The organism is Bacillus sp. KNSH39, from assembly GCF_052656585.1.
In genome coordinates this window covers 4,181,114-4,198,114 of record NZ_JBQXYO010000001.1, presented here as the reverse complement: position 1 = coordinate 4,198,114, position 17,001 = coordinate 4,181,114, and the positions used below count along the sequence as shown (strand labels likewise).

Below are 17,001 nucleotides of genomic sequence, written 5' to 3'. Positions count from 1 at the left end.
AATTCCCCTCCTCTATTCTAATACTGCTGGAACACGGATTTGATTATCTTTGTGATCCGGTGCATTTTTTAATACTTCTTCAACTGGTAAACCTTTTTCTGGTACATCTTCACGCATAACATTTTTCATAGTTAATACATGAGTTGTTGGTTTTACATCTGTTGTATCTAATTCATTTAACTGTTCTGCAAATGTAACAATTGCATCTAGTTGTTTTTGAAATTTTTCTGCTTCTTGATCAGTAATTGCAAGACGTGCTAAATGTGCTACGTGCTTTACATTCTCAACGGAAATTCTTGACACGGCTAGGCCACCTCCATAATATATCGTTCAATCTACAATACTATTGATGATACCAAATTTTCAGTACTTCAAGCAAGTCAACACAGAGTACTTACGCCATTTTTACATAAAAAAAGAAAGGCAAATGCCTTTCTTTACAATTTACTCTTTATCTAACGGTTTATTTTTTGGAAATCTCTCGTTATCTTCTTCATTATCACGAATTGTTTTTTGTAATACAAAACAAGACATCGTTAAAAATAATGTTCCAATTAAATAGTATCCTTTTACACTAAGCGTTTCATCTAACGTATAAATCCCAATTAGCATACCTGAAAGCGCACAAACAAATGAAGTCCATGCTAAAAATGTGAACGCTTGCGTATTACGTCTTCTCATCGTTCTCCCCCTCGTTAGCTGTATACCCATTATAGATAAGTATATTTACCATGATGGATTTTTATGTAAATTCTAGTTTTATATTTATAAATCTATCATAAAAGAATAATATTTTAAAGAAAGTTTTCTGCCTAATCTGAAAAAACAATCTAAACAATTGGTTTTTCAGATTACCTTACTGTTCGCTAGCTATTTTCATTCATAAAAAAAGACCAGGAAAACTCCTGGTCCATTACTCTACTTAACAAACATTGGATTCTACGTTATACAAAATTGGAAGGTACAGAATTAGGGTTTGTTTGTTAAGTTTATATGTTGAACGAACTAACAGCGGAGGGGTTCCTTCTGTTAGTCCATTAAACCCAGTCATTATTTTACGATTTTTTCAAGCTCCTCAAGTGAAAGATCTACTGAAATTGAACCATCATTTGTTTCTTTCTTAATTGCATCTGTTACTTCTTTTGAATGGTATAATTCAATTACTTTTTTCAGTGTTGGATCATCTTTATCTTTCGTACGAGCTGCGAAAATATTAATATAAGGCTTCGCATTTTCATTCTTTGGATCTTCTAAGAAAATAGGATCCTTCGCTGGATCTAATCCAGCTTGACCAGCAACACCGTTATTAATAACTGATGCCGCTACATCTTTTAACACACGAGGTGTTTGCTGTGCGATAACCGGTGTAATTTTTAATTTCTTCGGATTTTCAGCAATACCACTTGGATCTCCAAATAGACCAAAATCCTTTTTCAGCTTTAATAATCCAGCTGCATCAAGAAGTTTTAATGCACGTGCTTGGTTCGTTGGATCGTTTGGAATTGCAATTTCTGAACCATCTGGGATTTCATTTGATTTCTTATATTTTTCAGAGTATAAACCCATTGGTGCAATTTGTGTTGTACCAACAGCTGTAATATCTAACTTATGTTCCTTTTTAAATTGCTCTAAGAACGCAATATGCTGGAATGAGTTTAGTTCAATATCTCCATCAGCTAACGCTTTATTTGGCGTTGTGTAATCAGAGAACTCAATCAGTTTAACTTTAATCCCTTCTTTTTCAGCTTTTCCCTTTACAATTTCCCAAGCGTTTCCATCCGTTCCAGTTACACCAATGCGAACTGTTTTCTCTTTTGCTCCTGCATCCGAGCAGCCACTTAACGCCGAAATCCCTACAATCGCTGATAATGCAAATGCTAAAATTTTCTTCATTTTCTTTTCCTCTCTTCCTTTTTATGATCTGCGTAACAAGACTTTCGCAAAGTAATTCCCTAAATTTTGAGCTATCTGTACGAGAATAATAAGTAACACGACCGTTACGAACATAACTGATGTATCAAAACGTTGATAACCATATGTCATTGCTAAATCACCAAGACCGCCACCACCGACAAGCCCAGCAACTGCAGAAAATTCAATTAAACCAACTGTCATAAATGTGACACCTAAGATTAATGGCGCTAACGCTTCTGGTACAAGGATTTCAAAAACAATTCTAATTGGCGAGGCGCCCATTGCTTGCGCTGCTTCAATTACTCCTTTCGGAACGGAAACAAGGTTTGTTTCAACCATTCTAGCAATACCAATTGATGCGACTAACGTCATCGGGAAAATTGCTGCTGCTGTTCCAATCGTCGTTCCGATAACACTTCTCGTTAGTGGACTTAACGCTACTAAAAAGATAATGAATGGTACCGGACGAATTGTATTAATTATGATGTTAAGAATAGAAAAGACCCATTTATTTTCTAAAAAGTTTCCTTTTCTCGTTACATATAAAAGTAAACCTAGAGGTATACCAAGAATTGTAGCAAATATAAGGGTTACAATTACCATTAAGAGGGTATCCCCCGTCGCATCTAGTATGCGCGGCCAAAATATACTCCAATCAACTCGCATGAGCTTCTACCTCCTTCAGCTGCACTTGCAGTCTTAGATGTTGTAATGCTTTTTGAATTTCCCTCTGCTCCCCTTGCAACTCTACAAGAAGATTTCCAAATAGCACATTTTGAAGTTCAATAATATTTCCGTACAGTACATTTACATCGACGTTATAGTTTTTTGCGATATATGATAGTACCGGCTGTCCTGTCTCCTCACCAGTAAATGTTAGACGATAAATTTGACCACCATTTTGAATTTTCGCTAGAACACTTTCCGGTAAATGATCATTAATGACAGAACGTACAAAGTTTTGAGTCGTCTTTGTTTTTGGTTGCGTGAAAACATCAAACAGTTTTCCTTCTTCAATAACTTTTCCCTTCTCCATTACAGCTACACGGTGACAAATTTCTTTCACAACATGCATTTCATGTGTAATAAGAAGAATTGTTAAATTGTATTCTCTATTTACTTTCTTTAATAAGTTTAGAATTTCTGTCGTTGTTTCTGGATCTAAGGCTGATGTTGCCTCATCACATATAAGAATATCTGGCGATGTCGCAAGTGCTCTAGCAATGCCCACACGCTGCTTTTGTCCACCTGATAGCTGCTCTGGGTAATAGTTTGCTTTATCTTCTAACCCTACAAACTTCAGCAGTTCATTTACTCTTTCTTTTATCTCATTCTTTGGTACTTTCGCTAACTTTAATGGATAAGCAATATTTCCAAATACTGTTCTTGAATTAAATAAATTAAAACTTTGGAAAATCATTCCGATTCTTTGTCTCAGTTTACGTAATTCTTTCGTCGATAATGATGTAATATCTTTATCATCTATTGAAATCGTTCCTGCCGTCGGTCTCTCTAACATATTTACTAAGCGTAATAACGTACTCTTTCCAGCGCCACTAAAACCAATAATGCCAAAAATTTCGCCTTTCTCAACTGATAATGTTACATCCTCCACCGCATGAACAGATTGCCCAGCTGATTCATACACTTTACTTACATTGTTAAAAGAAATCATTTTTTCCCCTCCTATATGCTGTAAAAACTTGAAGCAGAGCTTTCGAGGTAAAATAAAAAGTGCTCTCCTTCTTATCAACCATAAAGATAAGAAGGAGAGCACTTATATGTACTCGTTCACATCTTCTCATCTTCCAAGCCTTTATATGGCTTGCTGGAGTTAGCACGGTATTAAAAAAACCCGTTGCTGAGGTATCGTAGGGCCAGTCCCTCCACCTCTCTGGATAAGAATGTATCGATTTAATTGTCGTTTAATTAATTCTCATTATAGAACTCAGAATAATAAGAGTCAATACATTTTTTAGAAAAATATTAATTATTCCTTTATTAAAATTTTCAGATGAAAATTCATGAGAAAATAGTAACTTTCAAGGTTATTTAAAATTCTTCTTCCTCATATTTTTAAACAGGAGAATCTTCTCTACGAATTGAATAAATTTATTTGAATATGAAACTCGGAGGAAGATAAATATATGAAAACAGCTCTTTTACTCATCGATATTCAAAACGATTATTTTCCAAATGGAAAGATGGAATTGCGTAATCCAGTAGAAGCAAGCGAATATGCTAATCAGTTATTACAACACTTTAGAACAAACAGCGAACCTATTTTTCATATCCAACACGTAGCTATAAAAGATGACGCTACTTTTTTCCTACCTAATACAGAAGGTGTACATATTCACGAAAGCGTACGTCCACTTAGAGAAGAAACAGTTATAGTCAAACATTATCCAAATAGCTTCCGAGAAACTAATCTTCTAGAGCAATTAAAACGTTTAAATATTGAACATGTCGTTGTATGTGGGATGATGACTCATATGTGTATCGATGCTACAGTAAGGGCTGCATTCGATTTTGGCTTTCAATGTACCGTTATACATGATGCTTGTGCTACAAAAGACCTGTCTTTTAAGAACGCTACTATACCAGCTGTTTACATTCACAATACAATTTTAGCTAGTTTAAATGGCGTATATGCAAATGTAATAAGCACGCAAGAATTTTTAGCTACATAAAAAAACACTCCTTTCAGTGAGCAAAACCGAAAGGAGTGTTCCTTGTCGAACCATAGATTTTCTTTCAAATTGTATTATACAGGAAATTCTCAAAATGAATACTAAAAAATATGACTAATAAGTCAACTTTTCTCATCATTTTATTTCTGTTCACATGTTTATCCCGCTATTAATAGGTTTTAGCTCATTCCCTTCGAACGATGGTAATATATAGGATTTCAATTTTAAAAGGAGCTCTTCACATTCTGTGAAGAGCTCCTCTACTATTTCTTATAAAGTTTCAGAAGTAGTTTTTGCTTGCATGTGAAGTGCTAAGTAATCAGGTCCACCAGCTTTAGAGTCTGTACCAGACATGTTAAAGCCACCGAATGGTTGGTAACCTACGATTGCACCAGTACATCCACGGTTGAAGTATAAGTTACCAACGTGGAAGTCTTCGCGTGCTTTTTCAATATGGTCACGGTTGTTAGTAATAACAGCACCTGTTAAACCGTATTCCGTATTATTTGCAATTGCAAGTGCATGATCGAAGTCTTTCGCTTTACAGAATGCTACTACTGGTCCGAAGATTTCTTCTTTCATTAAGCGAGCATCTTCTGCAACGTCAGCAACGATTGTTGGTTGGATGAACCAGCCTTTAGAATCGTCTCCTTCGCCACCTGCTAAGATTCTACCTTCTTCTTTACCAATTGCAACATAGCTCATTACTTTATCGAATGCAGCTTGGTCATTAACAGGACCCATGTTTGTACCTAATACTGCTGGGTTAGCAACTGTTAATTCTTTTGTTAATTCAACAGCACGATTTAATACATGATCATATACATCTTCATGGATTACTGCACGAGAACATGCAGAACATTTTTGTCCTGAGAATCCGAATGCTGATGCAACGATAGACTTAGCTGCTAATTCAAGATCTGCTTCTTTATCAACAACGATTGTATCTTTACCGCCCATTTCAGCGATAACGCGTTTTAACCAAATTTGTCCTGGGTTTACTTTCGCTGCACGCTCATAGATGCGGATACCTACATCACGAGATCCCGTGAAGCTTACGAAACGTGTACGAGGATGATCTACTAAGTAGTCACCAACTTCAGAACCGTTACCTGGAACGAAGTTTACTACGCCAGCTGGTAAGCCAGCTTCTTCTAATACTTCCATAAATTTCGCTGCTACTACAGGAGTTGTACTAGCTGGTTTTAGTAATACTGTGTTACCAGAAACTAAAGCAGCTGTTGTCATACCTGCCATAATTGCGAATGGGAAGTTCCAAGGAGAAATGATAACACCTACTCCTAATGGAATGTAAGAGAAACGATTATATTCAATTGGACGGCTTTCTACTGGAATACCGTCTTTTAATTTTAACATTTGACGACCATAATATTCCATAAAGTCGATTGCTTCTGCTGTATCAGCATCTGCCTCATTCCATGGCTTACCTGCTTCTTTTACAAGAATAGCAGAGAATTCATGTTTTCTGCGACGAACGATTGCTGCAGCACGGAATAAAATGTCTGCACGCATTTCTGGCTTTGATTTTCTCCAAGTTTGGAATGTTTCATCCGCTACTTGCATTGCTTTTTCAGCTAACTCACGGCTTGCTTTTGAAACACGACCAACAAGTTCCTCTTTATTTGCAGGGTTTACAGAAACAATTTTGTCTTCTGTAGTGATTTTTTCTCCCCCAATAATTAATGGATAGTCTTGTCCAAGATAAGATTCTACTTTCTTTAAACCTTCTTCAAACGCTAATTTGTTAGCCTCCACTGAAAAATCTGTAAATGGCTCATGTTTGTATGCTACTACCATTTTTTTTAGCCTCCCCTTAGAAAAACGTTTACATTTTACAACATTATTCTACACGATAATTTAGATTTATTCAAATATTCCTAGACTTATATTTTAAAAATTAATAAATTTTTAAAATATAATAAAAAAGAGATTCATACATGCGTATGAATCTACAAAATATGAGTATATTCCAAAACATTTTTCCCGATCAATAATATAGTAACTAATAAAAATAAAGTCCTTACATATCCAACACCTTTTTGAACCGCAAACTTCGATCCAAAATAAGCACCTAAGATCATTGATAATCCCATGATAATACCGTATTCAAAATGAATTATATCTAAAAATAAAAAAGTAATTAAAGATACAATATTACTAACAAAGTTCAAAAGTTTTCCAGATGCTGCCGCTTGAATAAAATCCAAGCCAATTAATAAAAATGCAAAAATTAAAAACGACCCTGTCCCTGGTCCAAAAAATCCATCATAAAATCCTATCATTAAAATAGCAAAGAAAAATATTAATGTTTTTCTTTGCGTCATCTTCTTATAGGTAGACACACTTCCCCAATTCTTTTTTGCAATAATATAAATAGCAATAAATACCAACATTACAAGTACTAATGGGCGTAAAATATCCGGTGGAATAAATTTTACTACTAAAGCACCTGCAACAGCTCCAACAATAGTTAACGGGATTAACTTTCCTACAATTTTAAAATCAACTTTTCCTGATCGAATAAAATACATCGCACTCGTAAACGTCCCCATTGTTGCCGCTAATTTATTCGTTGCAATTGCCGAAGCTGGCGATAAGCCAACAAACATAAGCGCAGGAAGCGAAATTAACCCTCCTCCTCCAACAACGGAATCAATAAAAGCTGCTAAAAAACCGAATGCAATTAATAAAATAATGACTTGAAAACTTAATTCTTCCATGAGATTTACCCCTTACCCCTATTTTTTACAACATTTTAAATTATAACAAAATTACATAAGAAAAAAAGCTGTTCCATAGAGGAACAGCCTTCATATTTAATCTAAAATCTTCACAAGTGGTTCATCTTGTTTTGCTTCACGTATAATAATAGCTTCTGGGCGTTCTACAGATTTAATCGTTACTTGTACTTTCATATAATTCGGGAAGTATTCCATAACAAGCCCTGCCACATATTGTGTAAAACCAACTATTTCAGCTTTTCCATTAAACTGGACAGGAATATCAAGCTTCATTTCTCTTAATTCATCATCTCTATACATACCAGTACCAATAACAGCTGTATAGTCGCCTTGGAAATAATCGCTTAGTTTTGCCTTAAAGTTGGATACTCTTGCAAGGTCTTCACGTTTATTATCTGTTTTCGCTTGCTCTGATGGGAACAAATAATATTTTTCATTAATTTGTTTCCAATCTTCAACCGTTTCACTACCTTTTTCGGCATTTGCATAAGAAACAAAGTTACCTGGCACGAGCGAAGACTTTGGAGCTTGGCGATAAATCGCAAATGTTATTGGAATATTTTTGGTTTCAGGTTCTTTTTGATGTATGACTTTCAAAATTTCTTGCGCCATTTTTTTCCCTTCAGCTAACATCTTTTCATCCGGGATTGCAGCTTCACGTGGATAACCATGCTCTTCGTTAAAATATTGAACAGAATTCATTGCTAATCCAACTACCATACCAACGCGTTCCTCGCCGTTATCGCCTTTTTTCACATAATAATCATGCTCTAAAATATTTGAAATATATATTGGATTTTTTTTATTTTTCACTTCTAGTGATTCGGATCCTGTTCCTAATGCAGGGTTTAATCCTATATTAGGAAATTTAACTGCATCTTTTTTTAATTTGTCCTCTAGTTCCTTTTGTTCAGCATCTGTACGTTTTCTTTTAACAAGCATCTGTATAGTTTGAGTATCTAGAGCTTTTCCGCCTTTTAAAAAATTATCTTTCGTACTAAATGATTCTTTTGCAATTCGCATTAACCCTGTTTCAAATTCATCTATATCAAGACGACTATTTAACCCTTGCACCACTAAACCACGTGCATTTCCACCATCAAATGGAATAGTCGTCTTATAATATTCATCCGAAATAGCGTATTTTGGAACAACTGATTGTTCTTTTGCTTTCCCCGATTTCTCAGCCACTTTTTCATCTTTGTCGGCACCTGCACTACACCCACTTACAAGTAGGCCAAGGCTTAATACCGCTAATGCTATTTTTTTCATGGTAAGTTTGCACCTCTTACTTATTTAGCTCTTGTAAGAACCTCTCTTCATTCCAAACCTCAACATTATGTTTCTCCGCTTGTGCTAATTTCGAACCAGCCGCTTCACCTGCAACAACTAAATCCGTACTCTTACTAACACTTCCCGTTACTTTTCCACCTAATGCCTCAATCTTCTTCTTCGCTTCACTTCGTCCCATAACTTCTAGCTTACCTGTTAAAACAACCGTTTTTCCTGCGAAGTAAGATTCAACATTTTGTAAATCTGCAATTTTTATACCTTTGTATGTCATATTCACGCCATACTCTTTAAACTGCTGTAATAACTCTAATACATCTTCATTATCAAAATATGTCACAACAGATTGAGCCATTTTTTCGCCAATTTCATTAATTGCTTTTAGTTCTTCTTCCGTTGCTTTTACAAGCTCATCCATCGTTTCAAAGTGCTCTGCAAATGTACGTGCTGCTTTTGCTCCAACGTGGCGAATTCCAAGACCAAATAATAATCGCTCTAACGAGTTTTCTTTAGAATTTTCAATTGCTTGTATTAAGTTTGTTGCTGATTTTTCACCAAAACGTTCTAACTGTAATAATTGCTCTTTCGTCAATGCATATAAATCAGCAAATGTACGAATGTAATCAGCATCAAAGAGTTGTGTAATGACACGTTCTCCAAGTCCATCAATATTCATTGCATTTCTTGAAACGAAATGGATTAACCCTTCTCGAATTTGAGCAGGACAAGTTGGATTTATACAACGAAGTGCTACTTCTTCTTCTAAACGAACAAGTTCACTCTCACATGCTGGACAATGAGTTGGCATTCGGTATTCTTCTTCCTCACCAGTACGCTTATCAAAAATAACGTTCACAACTTCAGGAATAATATCTCCAGCCTTCTTCACAACAACGTAGTCACCAATTCGAATGTCTTTTTCACGAATTAAATCCTCGTTATGTAAAGAAGCACGACGAACAATCGTACCAGCAACTCTCACTGGCTCTAGTTCTGCAGTCGGTGTTACAACTCCTGTTCGGCCAACACTTAATTCAATGCCTGTTAATCTCGTTACAACTTCTTCAGCCGGGAATTTATAAGCAATCGCCCATCTTGGACTCTTCGCTGTAGTTCCTAGACTTTCTTGAAGGGCAACATCATCTACTTTTATAACAATTCCATCAATCTCATAATCAAGATGCGGACGTTTTTCTTGCCATTCTTCTACATAAGCTATAACTTCTTCAATTTTTTCACATGTACGGCGATTTGGATTTGTCTTAAATCCAAGTTCACCTAAGAAATCAAGCGATTCACTATGTGATGGAATTGTTTTTTCTTCTACATTCGCAAGACCATACACAAACATAGATAAGTTACGCTTCGCTGCAATTTTCGGATCAAGTTGACGTATTGAACCTGCTGCTGCATTACGCGGATTCGCAAATACATCTTCTCCATTTTGCTCTTTTTCTTCATTTAGTTTAACGAATGAACGCTTCGGCATATAAGCTTCGCCTCGTGCTTCTAACGTTACTTCTTCATTTAAACGAAGTGGGATAGCTTTAATCGTTTTTAAATTTTGAGTAATATCTTCACCCGTTACACCATCACCACGTGTCGCCCCTTGAATGAAGCGTCCTTTTTCATAATGAAGCGAAACGGCAAGCCCGTCAATTTTTAATTCACATATATATCTTACATTCGCACCATCAATTCCTTGACGTACTCTTCTGTCGAAATCACGTAAATCTCCTTCGTTAAATGCATTTCCTAAACTTAACATTGGTGACTTATGTGTTACTTTTTCAAATATATCAAGAACAGTCCCCCCAACGCGAACGGAGGGAGAATCTTCACTCATAAACTCTGGGTTCTCTGCTTCTAATTTTATAAGCTCCTGCATATTACGGTCATATTCCGCATCAGAAACAGAAGGATTGTCTAATACGTGATATTGATAGTTAAATGTATTTAATAAATCACGCAGTTCTTCTATACGTTTTTTTGCTATCTCTTTTGACATATCCTCATTCCTTTCTATTGTTTCGTCACAGGTGCAAATTTTGCTAACAAACGTTTAACACCAATTGGGCTTGGGAATGCAATATCTAATTCTTTTGCATCACCTTCACCTTTTACACTTACAACTGTACCGACTCCCCATTTTTGGTGGGAAGCTTTATCTCCTACTGCCCAGCCAATTTGTTCGCCGCCTGTCGTCTTAGCTGCAGGGCGCGCGAAAGCTGAACGAGAGCGTGTTGTCGTTGTGATTGTCGTTTTGCCGCTACTTGCCGTTCTGCCTTTTGCACCAAACGATGTTTCACGCTTTGGCGCTGTTTCATTTAATGATTCCACTAGTTCTGTCGGGATTTCTGTAATGAATCGAGACGCAGCGTTCATACTTGTTCTACCAAATAAAGTACGCATTTGCGCGTTAGATAAATATAGCTCTTCTTCTGCACGGGTAATACCTACATAAGCAAGACGACGTTCTTCTTGCATTTCATCCTCTTCCATAAGAGAACGAGTATGAGGGAATATCCCTTCCTCTAAGCCAACAATAAACACAACCGGGAACTCTAATCCTTTCGCTGAGTGCATCGTCATTAAAATAACTTCTTCACCAGCAGTTGGGTCTTCATCTACACGATCAATATCAGCAACAAGTGCTAAATCTGTTAAGAATGCAACAAGGCTCTTATCTTCGCTTTGAGATTCAAATGTTTGCGTAACAGATAAGAACTCGTCTAAGTTTTCTAAACGACCTTCCGCTTCTAAAGAACGTTCATTTTTCAACATATCGCGATAGCCTGTTTTTTCAATAACTTCTTCTACTAATTCTGTAACAGATAAATACTCTTGCATATTTACCCAGTTATTTAATAAATTCGCAAATTCTTTTACTGCCTTTGTAATTTTTGCACTTACTCCAACATGCTCAATTTCATCCAATACAGCAGTTAATGAAATTCCGTTTTGCACACCGTAATTAATAATTTTATCGATAGAAGTCGCACCAATACCACGCTTTGGCATGTTAATAATACGTGCAAAACTAATTTCATCATCTGGATTACCGATTAAACGTAAGTACGCCAAAATATCTTTAATCTCTTTACGATCGTAGAACTTCGTACCTCCGACAATTTTGTACGGAATGTTAGATTTAAGGAAAATCTCCTCGACCATACGAGACTGAGCATTCGTACGATATAACACTGCAAAATCAGTATATTTTCGTTTCCCCATTTGAATATCGTCACGAATTTTTTTCGCAACAAAATACGCTTCGTCCTTTTCAGTTGCAGCACGATAATACGAGATTTTACTTCCAACTTGATTGTCTGTCCATAATTTCTTCGGCTTACGATTCGTATTTTTTTCAATAACAGCATTCGCTGCATTTAAAATATTTTGTGACGAACGATAGTTTTGTTCTAACAAAATTACTTGTGCATTCTCATAGTCTTTTTCGAACGACAAAATGTTAGAAATATCTGCACCACGCCAGCGATAAATAGACTGGTCAGAGTCACCTACAACGCAAAGATTTTTAAAACGCGCTGCCAAATGTTTAACAAGAAGATATTGCGCTTTGTTCGTATCTTGATACTCATCAACGTGAATATATTGGAACTTACGCTGATAAAACTCTAATACTTCTGGAACACGTTCAAATAACTGAATCGTGGTCATAATTAAATCATCAAAATCTAATGAATTATTTTTCAAAAGACGTTTTTGATACTCTGTGTATACATCGCTCGTTAATTTTTCATATGGATCAGCCATTGTAATTTTTTTTGCATATTTATCCGCAGATAACAGTTCATTTTTCGCATTACTAATACCCGCTAAAATAGAGCGCGGCTCAAATTTCTTCGGATCAATATTGCGCTCTTTCATAATTTTTTTGACTACAGTTAGCTGATCGCCTGAATCTAAGATTGTAAAGTTACGATTAATACCAATACGATCGATATCCCGTCGTAAAATACGTACACACATAGAGTGGAACGTCGAAATCCAAATATCTTCTGCTTCTGGTCCCACAAGTGTATCAATACGCTCACGCATTTCACGAGCTGCTTTATTTGTGAAGGTAATAGCTAGTACATTCCATGGTGCTACACCTTTTTCACCAAGTAAATACGCAATACGATGTGTTAACACACGTGTCTTACCACTACCTGCACCTGCCATTAATAGAAGTGGTCCATTCGTTGTTTGGACTGCTTTTTGTTGCTGTGGATTTAAACCGTTTAATAATCTATCTGTCATACTCATATACGCCTGCACCTACTCTCCTTTTACTGCTTTAACTGTTTTTAACGCCGATTTTATATCATCATAAATAATATTTCCAACAACTACTGTATCAGCATATTGTGCCATTTCTTTCGCCTGTTCTGCATTAGAAATACCACCGCCATAGTATAACTTAGCTTGTTTCAATTCTGCTTTTACATTTTTAACAAGTTCAACATCTCCATACGTACCGCTATATTCTAAATAAAATATCGGTAAATGTAATAACTTGTCTGCTAAACGAGCATATGCAATAACGTCATCTTCTGTTAAATCACATTTCGCTTCTGTAAGCTGGGCTACTTTCGCTTCTGGATTTAAAACACAATACCCTTCCATAAAAATTTCGTCCCAGTCCATAATATCCCCAAATTCTTTCAATGCCTCATGATGAACACCTGTTACCCATTCTACTTTTCGGCTATTTAAAACACTTGGGATGTAATAAAAATCAAATCCTGGTGTAATTGCTTCTACATCAGAAACCTCTAATACACAAGGAACTGCATATCTACGAATGCTAACTAGCATGTGTAATACGTTATCAATTGTAACTCCATCACTTCCGCCTACAATAACCGCATCAGTTCCAGACTCACAAATCATTTCTAAATGTTCATCGCTTAACTCCTTATTTGGATCAAGCTTAAATACATGTTTCCATCCGGAAATATCGTACATGAAAACACCCTTCCTTTTCTCTAGTTATATATATTTCTGTTCAAAATAACAGTTTATTTTCATCATTATTGTTTTAACTTCATCTTAAATATTTGTTTAAAACGGAGAATTAAGTTTGGAATTACCTCTTCCATATTTTTTAAACTAGAGGATTTAATTTTGAAGTTCCTTTTATGCATTCTTTCATTATAACAAAAAAAGTTACTTACACACACGCACATTCCAACATCTTTTTCCACGTCAAATGTTGGATTACATATCCCAAAAATCAAACGGGATACTAATAAAAGAAATAGTATTATCTATTTCAACTTTCATAAAAAGGAGTGTTTTTCTAATGAAGCAAAATATCGGGACAATAAACGCTCTAATTCGAATTACACTTGGGCTTGTCCTCTTCGGATGTAGTGCAACTAAACTTGTACGCAAGCCGTGGTGCACTTGGTCTAACATTTTTCTATGGATTGGTGCAATGAAAGTTGCAGAAGGAATTGTTCGTTTCTGCCCTGTTGTTGAAATGTGGAAATTCGGAAAATACATGAATATGGGGGCATTTAAAATGCCTAGCATGAATTTTGCTGAAAAAGGACATGCTAAAGAAGAAGTGAATCAAACTTCCACTCATGACAAGCCAAAGTCAAAAGGAAGTTATGACGCTTCTGACAAAGAGATTGAGTCAGCGATTGAAAATATAATCCTGGCAAAACCGCTTTGAATCATTTGTCACGATGCAAGATGCTCTCAAAGGGACTTAGCTGCTGCAGTGGGCGGTTAAGTCTTCTTTATTTTACCATAAAACAGAACGTACATTCTCTTTTTCGGCCTTAAAATGTATATAAAAGATATCAATCAATAAAATTCAGAAAATTAGGTGCATACCTCTTGCTTAAAATGATATAAAAGTGATATCATTTTTATATCAGGAGGCGATCATATGAAAGAAAAACAAGTATTTTATGTAAATGGTTTTCTCGGTATTATTGGAATTTTGATTTTAGCTGCTATCGGTGTATTTTTCCTTGCACAAGAAATTTTCATAGGAGCGGCACTAACTATTATATTAGCCGCAGTTCTCGCTACAGGTATCGGTATTGTTCAACCGAATCAAGCGAAGGTTATTACGTTCTTCGGTAATTATTTAGGAACCATTCGTCAAAACGGTTTATTTTTAACGATTCCGTTCGCATTCCGTCAAACTGTATCTTTACGTGTTGAAAACTTTAACAGTAAAAAATTAAAAGTAAATGACGTTGATGGAAATCCAATTGAAATTGCAGCTGTTATCGTATATAAAGTTGTTGATTCTGCAAAAGCAATGTTTGGTGTTGAACATTATGATCGATTTGTAGAAATTCAAAGCGAAACGGCAATCCGCCATGTTGCAACAAAATATCCTTATGACAATTTCCAAGATGAAACCTGCGTTACGTTACGCGGAAATACTGAAGAAATCTCTGAAGAATTAAAACGTGAGTTAGAGGCGCGTCTTGAAATTGCTGGTGTAGAAGTATTAGAAACTCGTTTAACGCACTTAGCTTACGCAACAGAAATTGCCCATGCAATGCTACAACGCCAGCAAGCAAAAGCAGTATTAGCTGCTAGAAAAGAAATTGTTGAAGGTGCTGTGAAGATGGCGAAAGATTCCATCCATATGTTAGATGAAGAAGGCGTACTAGAACTCGATGACGAGCGTAAAGCAAATATGGTAAACAACTTATTAGTTGCCATCGTTTCAGATAAAGGTGCGCAGCCAGTTATTAATACAGGAAGCCTATACTAAGGGCTATAAGTAATTATGGCTAAAAAGAAAAGCTTTCCATTACGTATTGATCCTGAATTACACGCAGTCATCGAAAAATGGGCAAATGATGAATTTCGTAGCGTCAATGCACACATCGAGTATTTACTTCGAGAAATGGCAAAGCAAAAAGGGAAATTAAAAAAAGATAAAGATGCATAAAAAATCCCGCTGATTCCTCAGCGGGATTTTTACATATTAACTTTTCGTCATCTCATGCCCAATTGCACGATATCCTATATCACTTCGATAAAATAGACCATCACTCTCAATTTTACCGATTTCTTTATATACTTTATCTTTTGCTTCTTGTAAACTATTTGCCTTACAAGCAACAAATAATACACGGCCACCGTTCGTTACAAAGTCCCCATGTTTCATTGCTGTACCTGCATGGAAAACAATCACATCTTGCAGTGCATCTAGTCCGCTAATAATATCACCTTTTTTATATGCTTCTGGATATCCTTTAGAAGCAAGTACAACACCGATTACCGCTTCTTCTGACCATTGTAACGTTAGTTCACTTTCATCTAATACAGCGTTACATACATCAACTAAATCGTTTTCTAATCGAGGTAATACAACTTCTGTTTCAGGATCACCGAAGCGTGCATTAAATTCAATTACCTTCGGACCATCATTTGTTAAAATAAGACCTGCGTATAAAATACCTGTAAACGAACGGTTTTCTTCAATCATCGCCTTAGCAGTTGGATGCAATACGGTTTGAATCGCTTCTTGAACTGCTGATTCTGGAATTTGTGGTACTGGAGAATATGCACCCATTCCACCCGTATTTGGACCTTTATCACCATCAAAAGCTCTTTTATGATCTTGGGCGATTACCATTGGATGTACAGTTGTTCCATTCACGAATGCCATTAATGAAAATTCTTGTCCATCTAAAAACTCTTCAATAACAACCTTCTTACTTGCCGCGCCGAATTTCACATCTTGTAGCATTTCTTTCACAGCTTGTAATGCCTCTTCAAGCGTCATTGCTACCGTTACCCCTTTACCCGCAGCTAGACCGTCAGCTTTAATAACGATTGGTGCACCAACTTTTTGAATGTACTGTACTGCTTCTTCATAATCTGTAAAAGTTTCGTACGCCGCAGTTGGAATATCATACTTTTTCATAAGCTCTTTTGTAAAAGCTTTACTACCTTCAATAACAGCAGCCGCTTTATTCGGACCAAATACGCGAAGTCCCTCTTCTTTAAAACAATCAACAATTCCATTCATAAGCGGAATTTCTGGTCCAACGAAAGTTAACTCAACATTATTCTCTTTTGCAAATAAAACTAATGCATCAAAATCATTTTCATCAATATCAACTGGTGTTGCAACATCTCTCATACCTTCATTACCTGGTGCTACATATACCTTTTCTACTTTTTCAGATTGTGCAAACTTCCAAGCTAAAGCATGCTCACGCCCACCGCGGCCAATTACTAAAACATTCATATTTCATCCCCCAATAATTAAATAAGTACAAACTAGAAGCTATGCTCCTAGTTTGCTTTTTCATATCAATAAAAGGTTATCTCGACCGGACTTTTTAAAC

Annotated in this window: 15 protein-coding genes, 1 pseudogene and 1 riboswitch; of the genes and pseudogenes, 4 read left to right on the top strand and 12 right to left on the bottom strand. The window is 36.0% G+C overall.

The features are described 5' to 3' along the window. Nucleotides 1-12: 12 nt before the first annotated feature. The 5 genes from gatC to ACUL40_RS21500 form a co-directional block, all read right to left on the bottom strand. Nucleotides 13-303, bottom strand: a complete 291-nt coding sequence (gatC, locus tag ACUL40_RS21520) for an Asp-tRNA(Asn)/Glu-tRNA(Gln) amidotransferase subunit GatC (protein ID WP_000086999.1) — start codon at nt 301-303, stop codon at nt 13-15. A 141-nt stretch (nt 304-444) separates the two neighbouring features. After that, on the bottom strand, nt 445-681 hold the full coding sequence (locus ACUL40_RS21515) for a YiaA/YiaB family inner membrane protein (RefSeq protein ID WP_001254393.1): 237 nt from the start codon (nt 679-681) through the stop codon (nt 445-447). A gap of 369 nt (nt 682-1,050) precedes the next feature. After that, nucleotides 1,051-1,893 (bottom strand): MetQ/NlpA family ABC transporter substrate-binding protein, encoded by an 843-nt coding sequence (locus ACUL40_RS21510; RefSeq protein WP_000721575.1) that lies wholly within the window; start codon nt 1,891-1,893, stop codon nt 1,051-1,053. A gap of 21 nt (nt 1,894-1,914) precedes the next feature. Next, nucleotides 1,915-2,580 (bottom strand): methionine ABC transporter permease, encoded by a 666-nt coding sequence (locus tag ACUL40_RS21505; protein ID WP_001261865.1) that lies wholly within the window; start codon nt 2,578-2,580, stop codon nt 1,915-1,917. Further along, complete coding sequence (locus tag ACUL40_RS21500; protein ID WP_000622969.1) at nt 2,570-3,589, bottom strand: methionine ABC transporter ATP-binding protein; 1,020 nt, start codon at nt 3,587-3,589, stop codon at nt 2,570-2,572. Before ACUL40_RS21500 ends, ACUL40_RS21505 begins: the two co-directional genes overlap by 11 nt. A 123-nt stretch (nt 3,590-3,712) precedes the next feature. Next, a riboswitch (SAM riboswitch) is annotated at nt 3,713-3,819 on the bottom strand. A 242-nt stretch (nt 3,820-4,061) separates the two neighbouring features. On the opposite strand from ACUL40_RS21500, the pseudogene ACUL40_RS21495 reads away from it, so the two are divergent. Then, nucleotides 4,062-4,627 (top strand): annotated as a pseudogene (locus tag ACUL40_RS21495) (cysteine hydrolase family protein). Between the two features lie 250 nt (nt 4,628-4,877). Here the strand turns inward: ACUL40_RS21495 and pruA are convergent. The 6 genes from pruA to ACUL40_RS21465 form a co-directional block, all read right to left on the bottom strand. Next, on the bottom strand, nt 4,878-6,425 hold the full coding sequence (pruA, locus tag ACUL40_RS21490) for an L-glutamate gamma-semialdehyde dehydrogenase (protein ID WP_000259555.1): 1,548 nt from the start codon (nt 6,423-6,425) through the stop codon (nt 4,878-4,880). Between the two features lie 152 nt (nt 6,426-6,577). Continuing rightward, entirely contained in the window at nt 6,578-7,348 is a 771-nt protein-coding gene (locus ACUL40_RS21485) for a TSUP family transporter (RefSeq protein WP_000391974.1), read from the bottom strand. A 96-nt stretch (nt 7,349-7,444) separates the two neighbouring features. Then, nucleotides 7,445-8,641 (bottom strand): CamS family sex pheromone protein, encoded by a 1,197-nt coding sequence (locus ACUL40_RS21480; protein WP_000717029.1) that lies wholly within the window; start codon nt 8,639-8,641, stop codon nt 7,445-7,447. 16 nt (nt 8,642-8,657) lie between these two features. Further along, entirely contained in the window at nt 8,658-10,667 is a 2,010-nt protein-coding gene (gene ligA / locus ACUL40_RS21475; protein ID WP_074047940.1) for an NAD-dependent DNA ligase LigA, read from the bottom strand. 14 nt (nt 10,668-10,681) lie between these two features. Beyond that, the gene (pcrA, locus tag ACUL40_RS21470; protein ID WP_139245440.1) at nt 10,682-12,931 is read right to left on the bottom strand and encodes a DNA helicase PcrA; all 2,250 of its coding nucleotides are present in this window, start codon (nt 12,929-12,931) and stop codon (nt 10,682-10,684) included. Between the two features lie 12 nt (nt 12,932-12,943). Further along, nucleotides 12,944-13,633, bottom strand: a complete 690-nt coding sequence (locus ACUL40_RS21465; RefSeq protein WP_000272099.1) for a heptaprenylglyceryl phosphate synthase — start codon at nt 13,631-13,633, stop codon at nt 12,944-12,946. A 337-nt stretch (nt 13,634-13,970) separates the two neighbouring features. Between ACUL40_RS21465 and ACUL40_RS21460 the strand changes: the two genes are divergently transcribed. The 3 genes from ACUL40_RS21460 to ACUL40_RS21450 all read left to right on the top strand — a co-directional run bounded on the left by ACUL40_RS21460 (nt 13,971) and on the right by ACUL40_RS21450 (nt 15,593). Continuing rightward, the gene (locus ACUL40_RS21460) at nt 13,971-14,348 is read left to right on the top strand and encodes a YgaP family membrane protein (protein WP_000812346.1); all 378 of its coding nucleotides are present in this window, start codon (nt 13,971-13,973) and stop codon (nt 14,346-14,348) included. A 219-nt stretch (nt 14,349-14,567) separates the two neighbouring features. After that, complete coding sequence (locus ACUL40_RS21455; RefSeq protein ID WP_000660669.1) at nt 14,568-15,413, top strand: SPFH domain-containing protein; 846 nt, start codon at nt 14,568-14,570, stop codon at nt 15,411-15,413. A gap of 15 nt (nt 15,414-15,428) precedes the next feature. Continuing rightward, the gene (locus tag ACUL40_RS21450) at nt 15,429-15,593 is read left to right on the top strand and encodes a toxin-antitoxin system HicB family antitoxin (RefSeq protein WP_001085171.1); all 165 of its coding nucleotides are present in this window, start codon (nt 15,429-15,431) and stop codon (nt 15,591-15,593) included. Nucleotides 15,594-15,629: 36 nt separating this feature from the next. Here ACUL40_RS21450 and purD read toward each other — a convergent pair whose 3' ends face one another. Beyond that, a complete protein-coding gene (purD, locus tag ACUL40_RS21445; protein ID WP_049106530.1) occupies nt 15,630-16,901 on the bottom strand; it encodes a phosphoribosylamine--glycine ligase in 1,272 nt (423 codons plus the stop codon). Nucleotides 16,902-17,001 lie beyond the last annotated feature (100 nt).

Coding starts and splice junctions, on each gene's coding strand:
- ACUL40_RS21500 (WP_000622969.1), bottom strand. CDS start 3,589: ATGATTTCTTTTAACAATGTAAGTAAAGTGTATGAATCAGCTGGGCAA.
- ACUL40_RS21455 (WP_000660669.1), top strand. CDS start 14,568: ATGAAAGAAAAACAAGTATTTTATGTAAATGGTTTTCTCGGTATTATT.
- purD (WP_049106530.1), bottom strand. CDS start 16,901: ATGAATGTTTTAGTAATTGGCCGCGGTGGGCGTGAGCATGCTTTAGCT.
- ligA (WP_074047940.1), bottom strand. CDS start 10,667: ATGTCAAAAGAGATAGCAAAAAAACGTATAGAAGAACTGCGTGATTTA.
- ACUL40_RS21460 (WP_000812346.1), top strand. CDS start 13,971: ATGAAGCAAAATATCGGGACAATAAACGCTCTAATTCGAATTACACTT.
- pruA (WP_000259555.1), bottom strand. CDS start 6,425: ATGGTAGTAGCATACAAACATGAGCCATTTACAGATTTTTCAGTGGAG.
- ACUL40_RS21515 (WP_001254393.1), bottom strand. CDS start 681: ATGAGAAGACGTAATACGCAAGCGTTCACATTTTTAGCATGGACTTCA.
- ACUL40_RS21510 (WP_000721575.1), bottom strand. CDS start 1,893: ATGAAGAAAATTTTAGCATTTGCATTATCAGCGATTGTAGGGATTTCG.
- ACUL40_RS21485 (WP_000391974.1), bottom strand. CDS start 7,348: ATGGAAGAATTAAGTTTTCAAGTCATTATTTTATTAATTGCATTCGGT.
- pcrA (WP_139245440.1), bottom strand. CDS start 12,931: ATGAGTATGACAGATAGATTATTAAACGGTTTAAATCCACAGCAACAA.
- ACUL40_RS21465 (WP_000272099.1), bottom strand. CDS start 13,633: ATGTACGATATTTCCGGATGGAAACATGTATTTAAGCTTGATCCAAAT.
- ACUL40_RS21450 (WP_001085171.1), top strand. CDS start 15,429: ATGGCTAAAAAGAAAAGCTTTCCATTACGTATTGATCCTGAATTACAC.
- ACUL40_RS21480 (WP_000717029.1), bottom strand. CDS start 8,641: ATGAAAAAAATAGCATTAGCGGTATTAAGCCTTGGCCTACTTGTAAGT.
- ACUL40_RS21505 (WP_001261865.1), bottom strand. CDS start 2,580: ATGCGAGTTGATTGGAGTATATTTTGGCCGCGCATACTAGATGCGACG.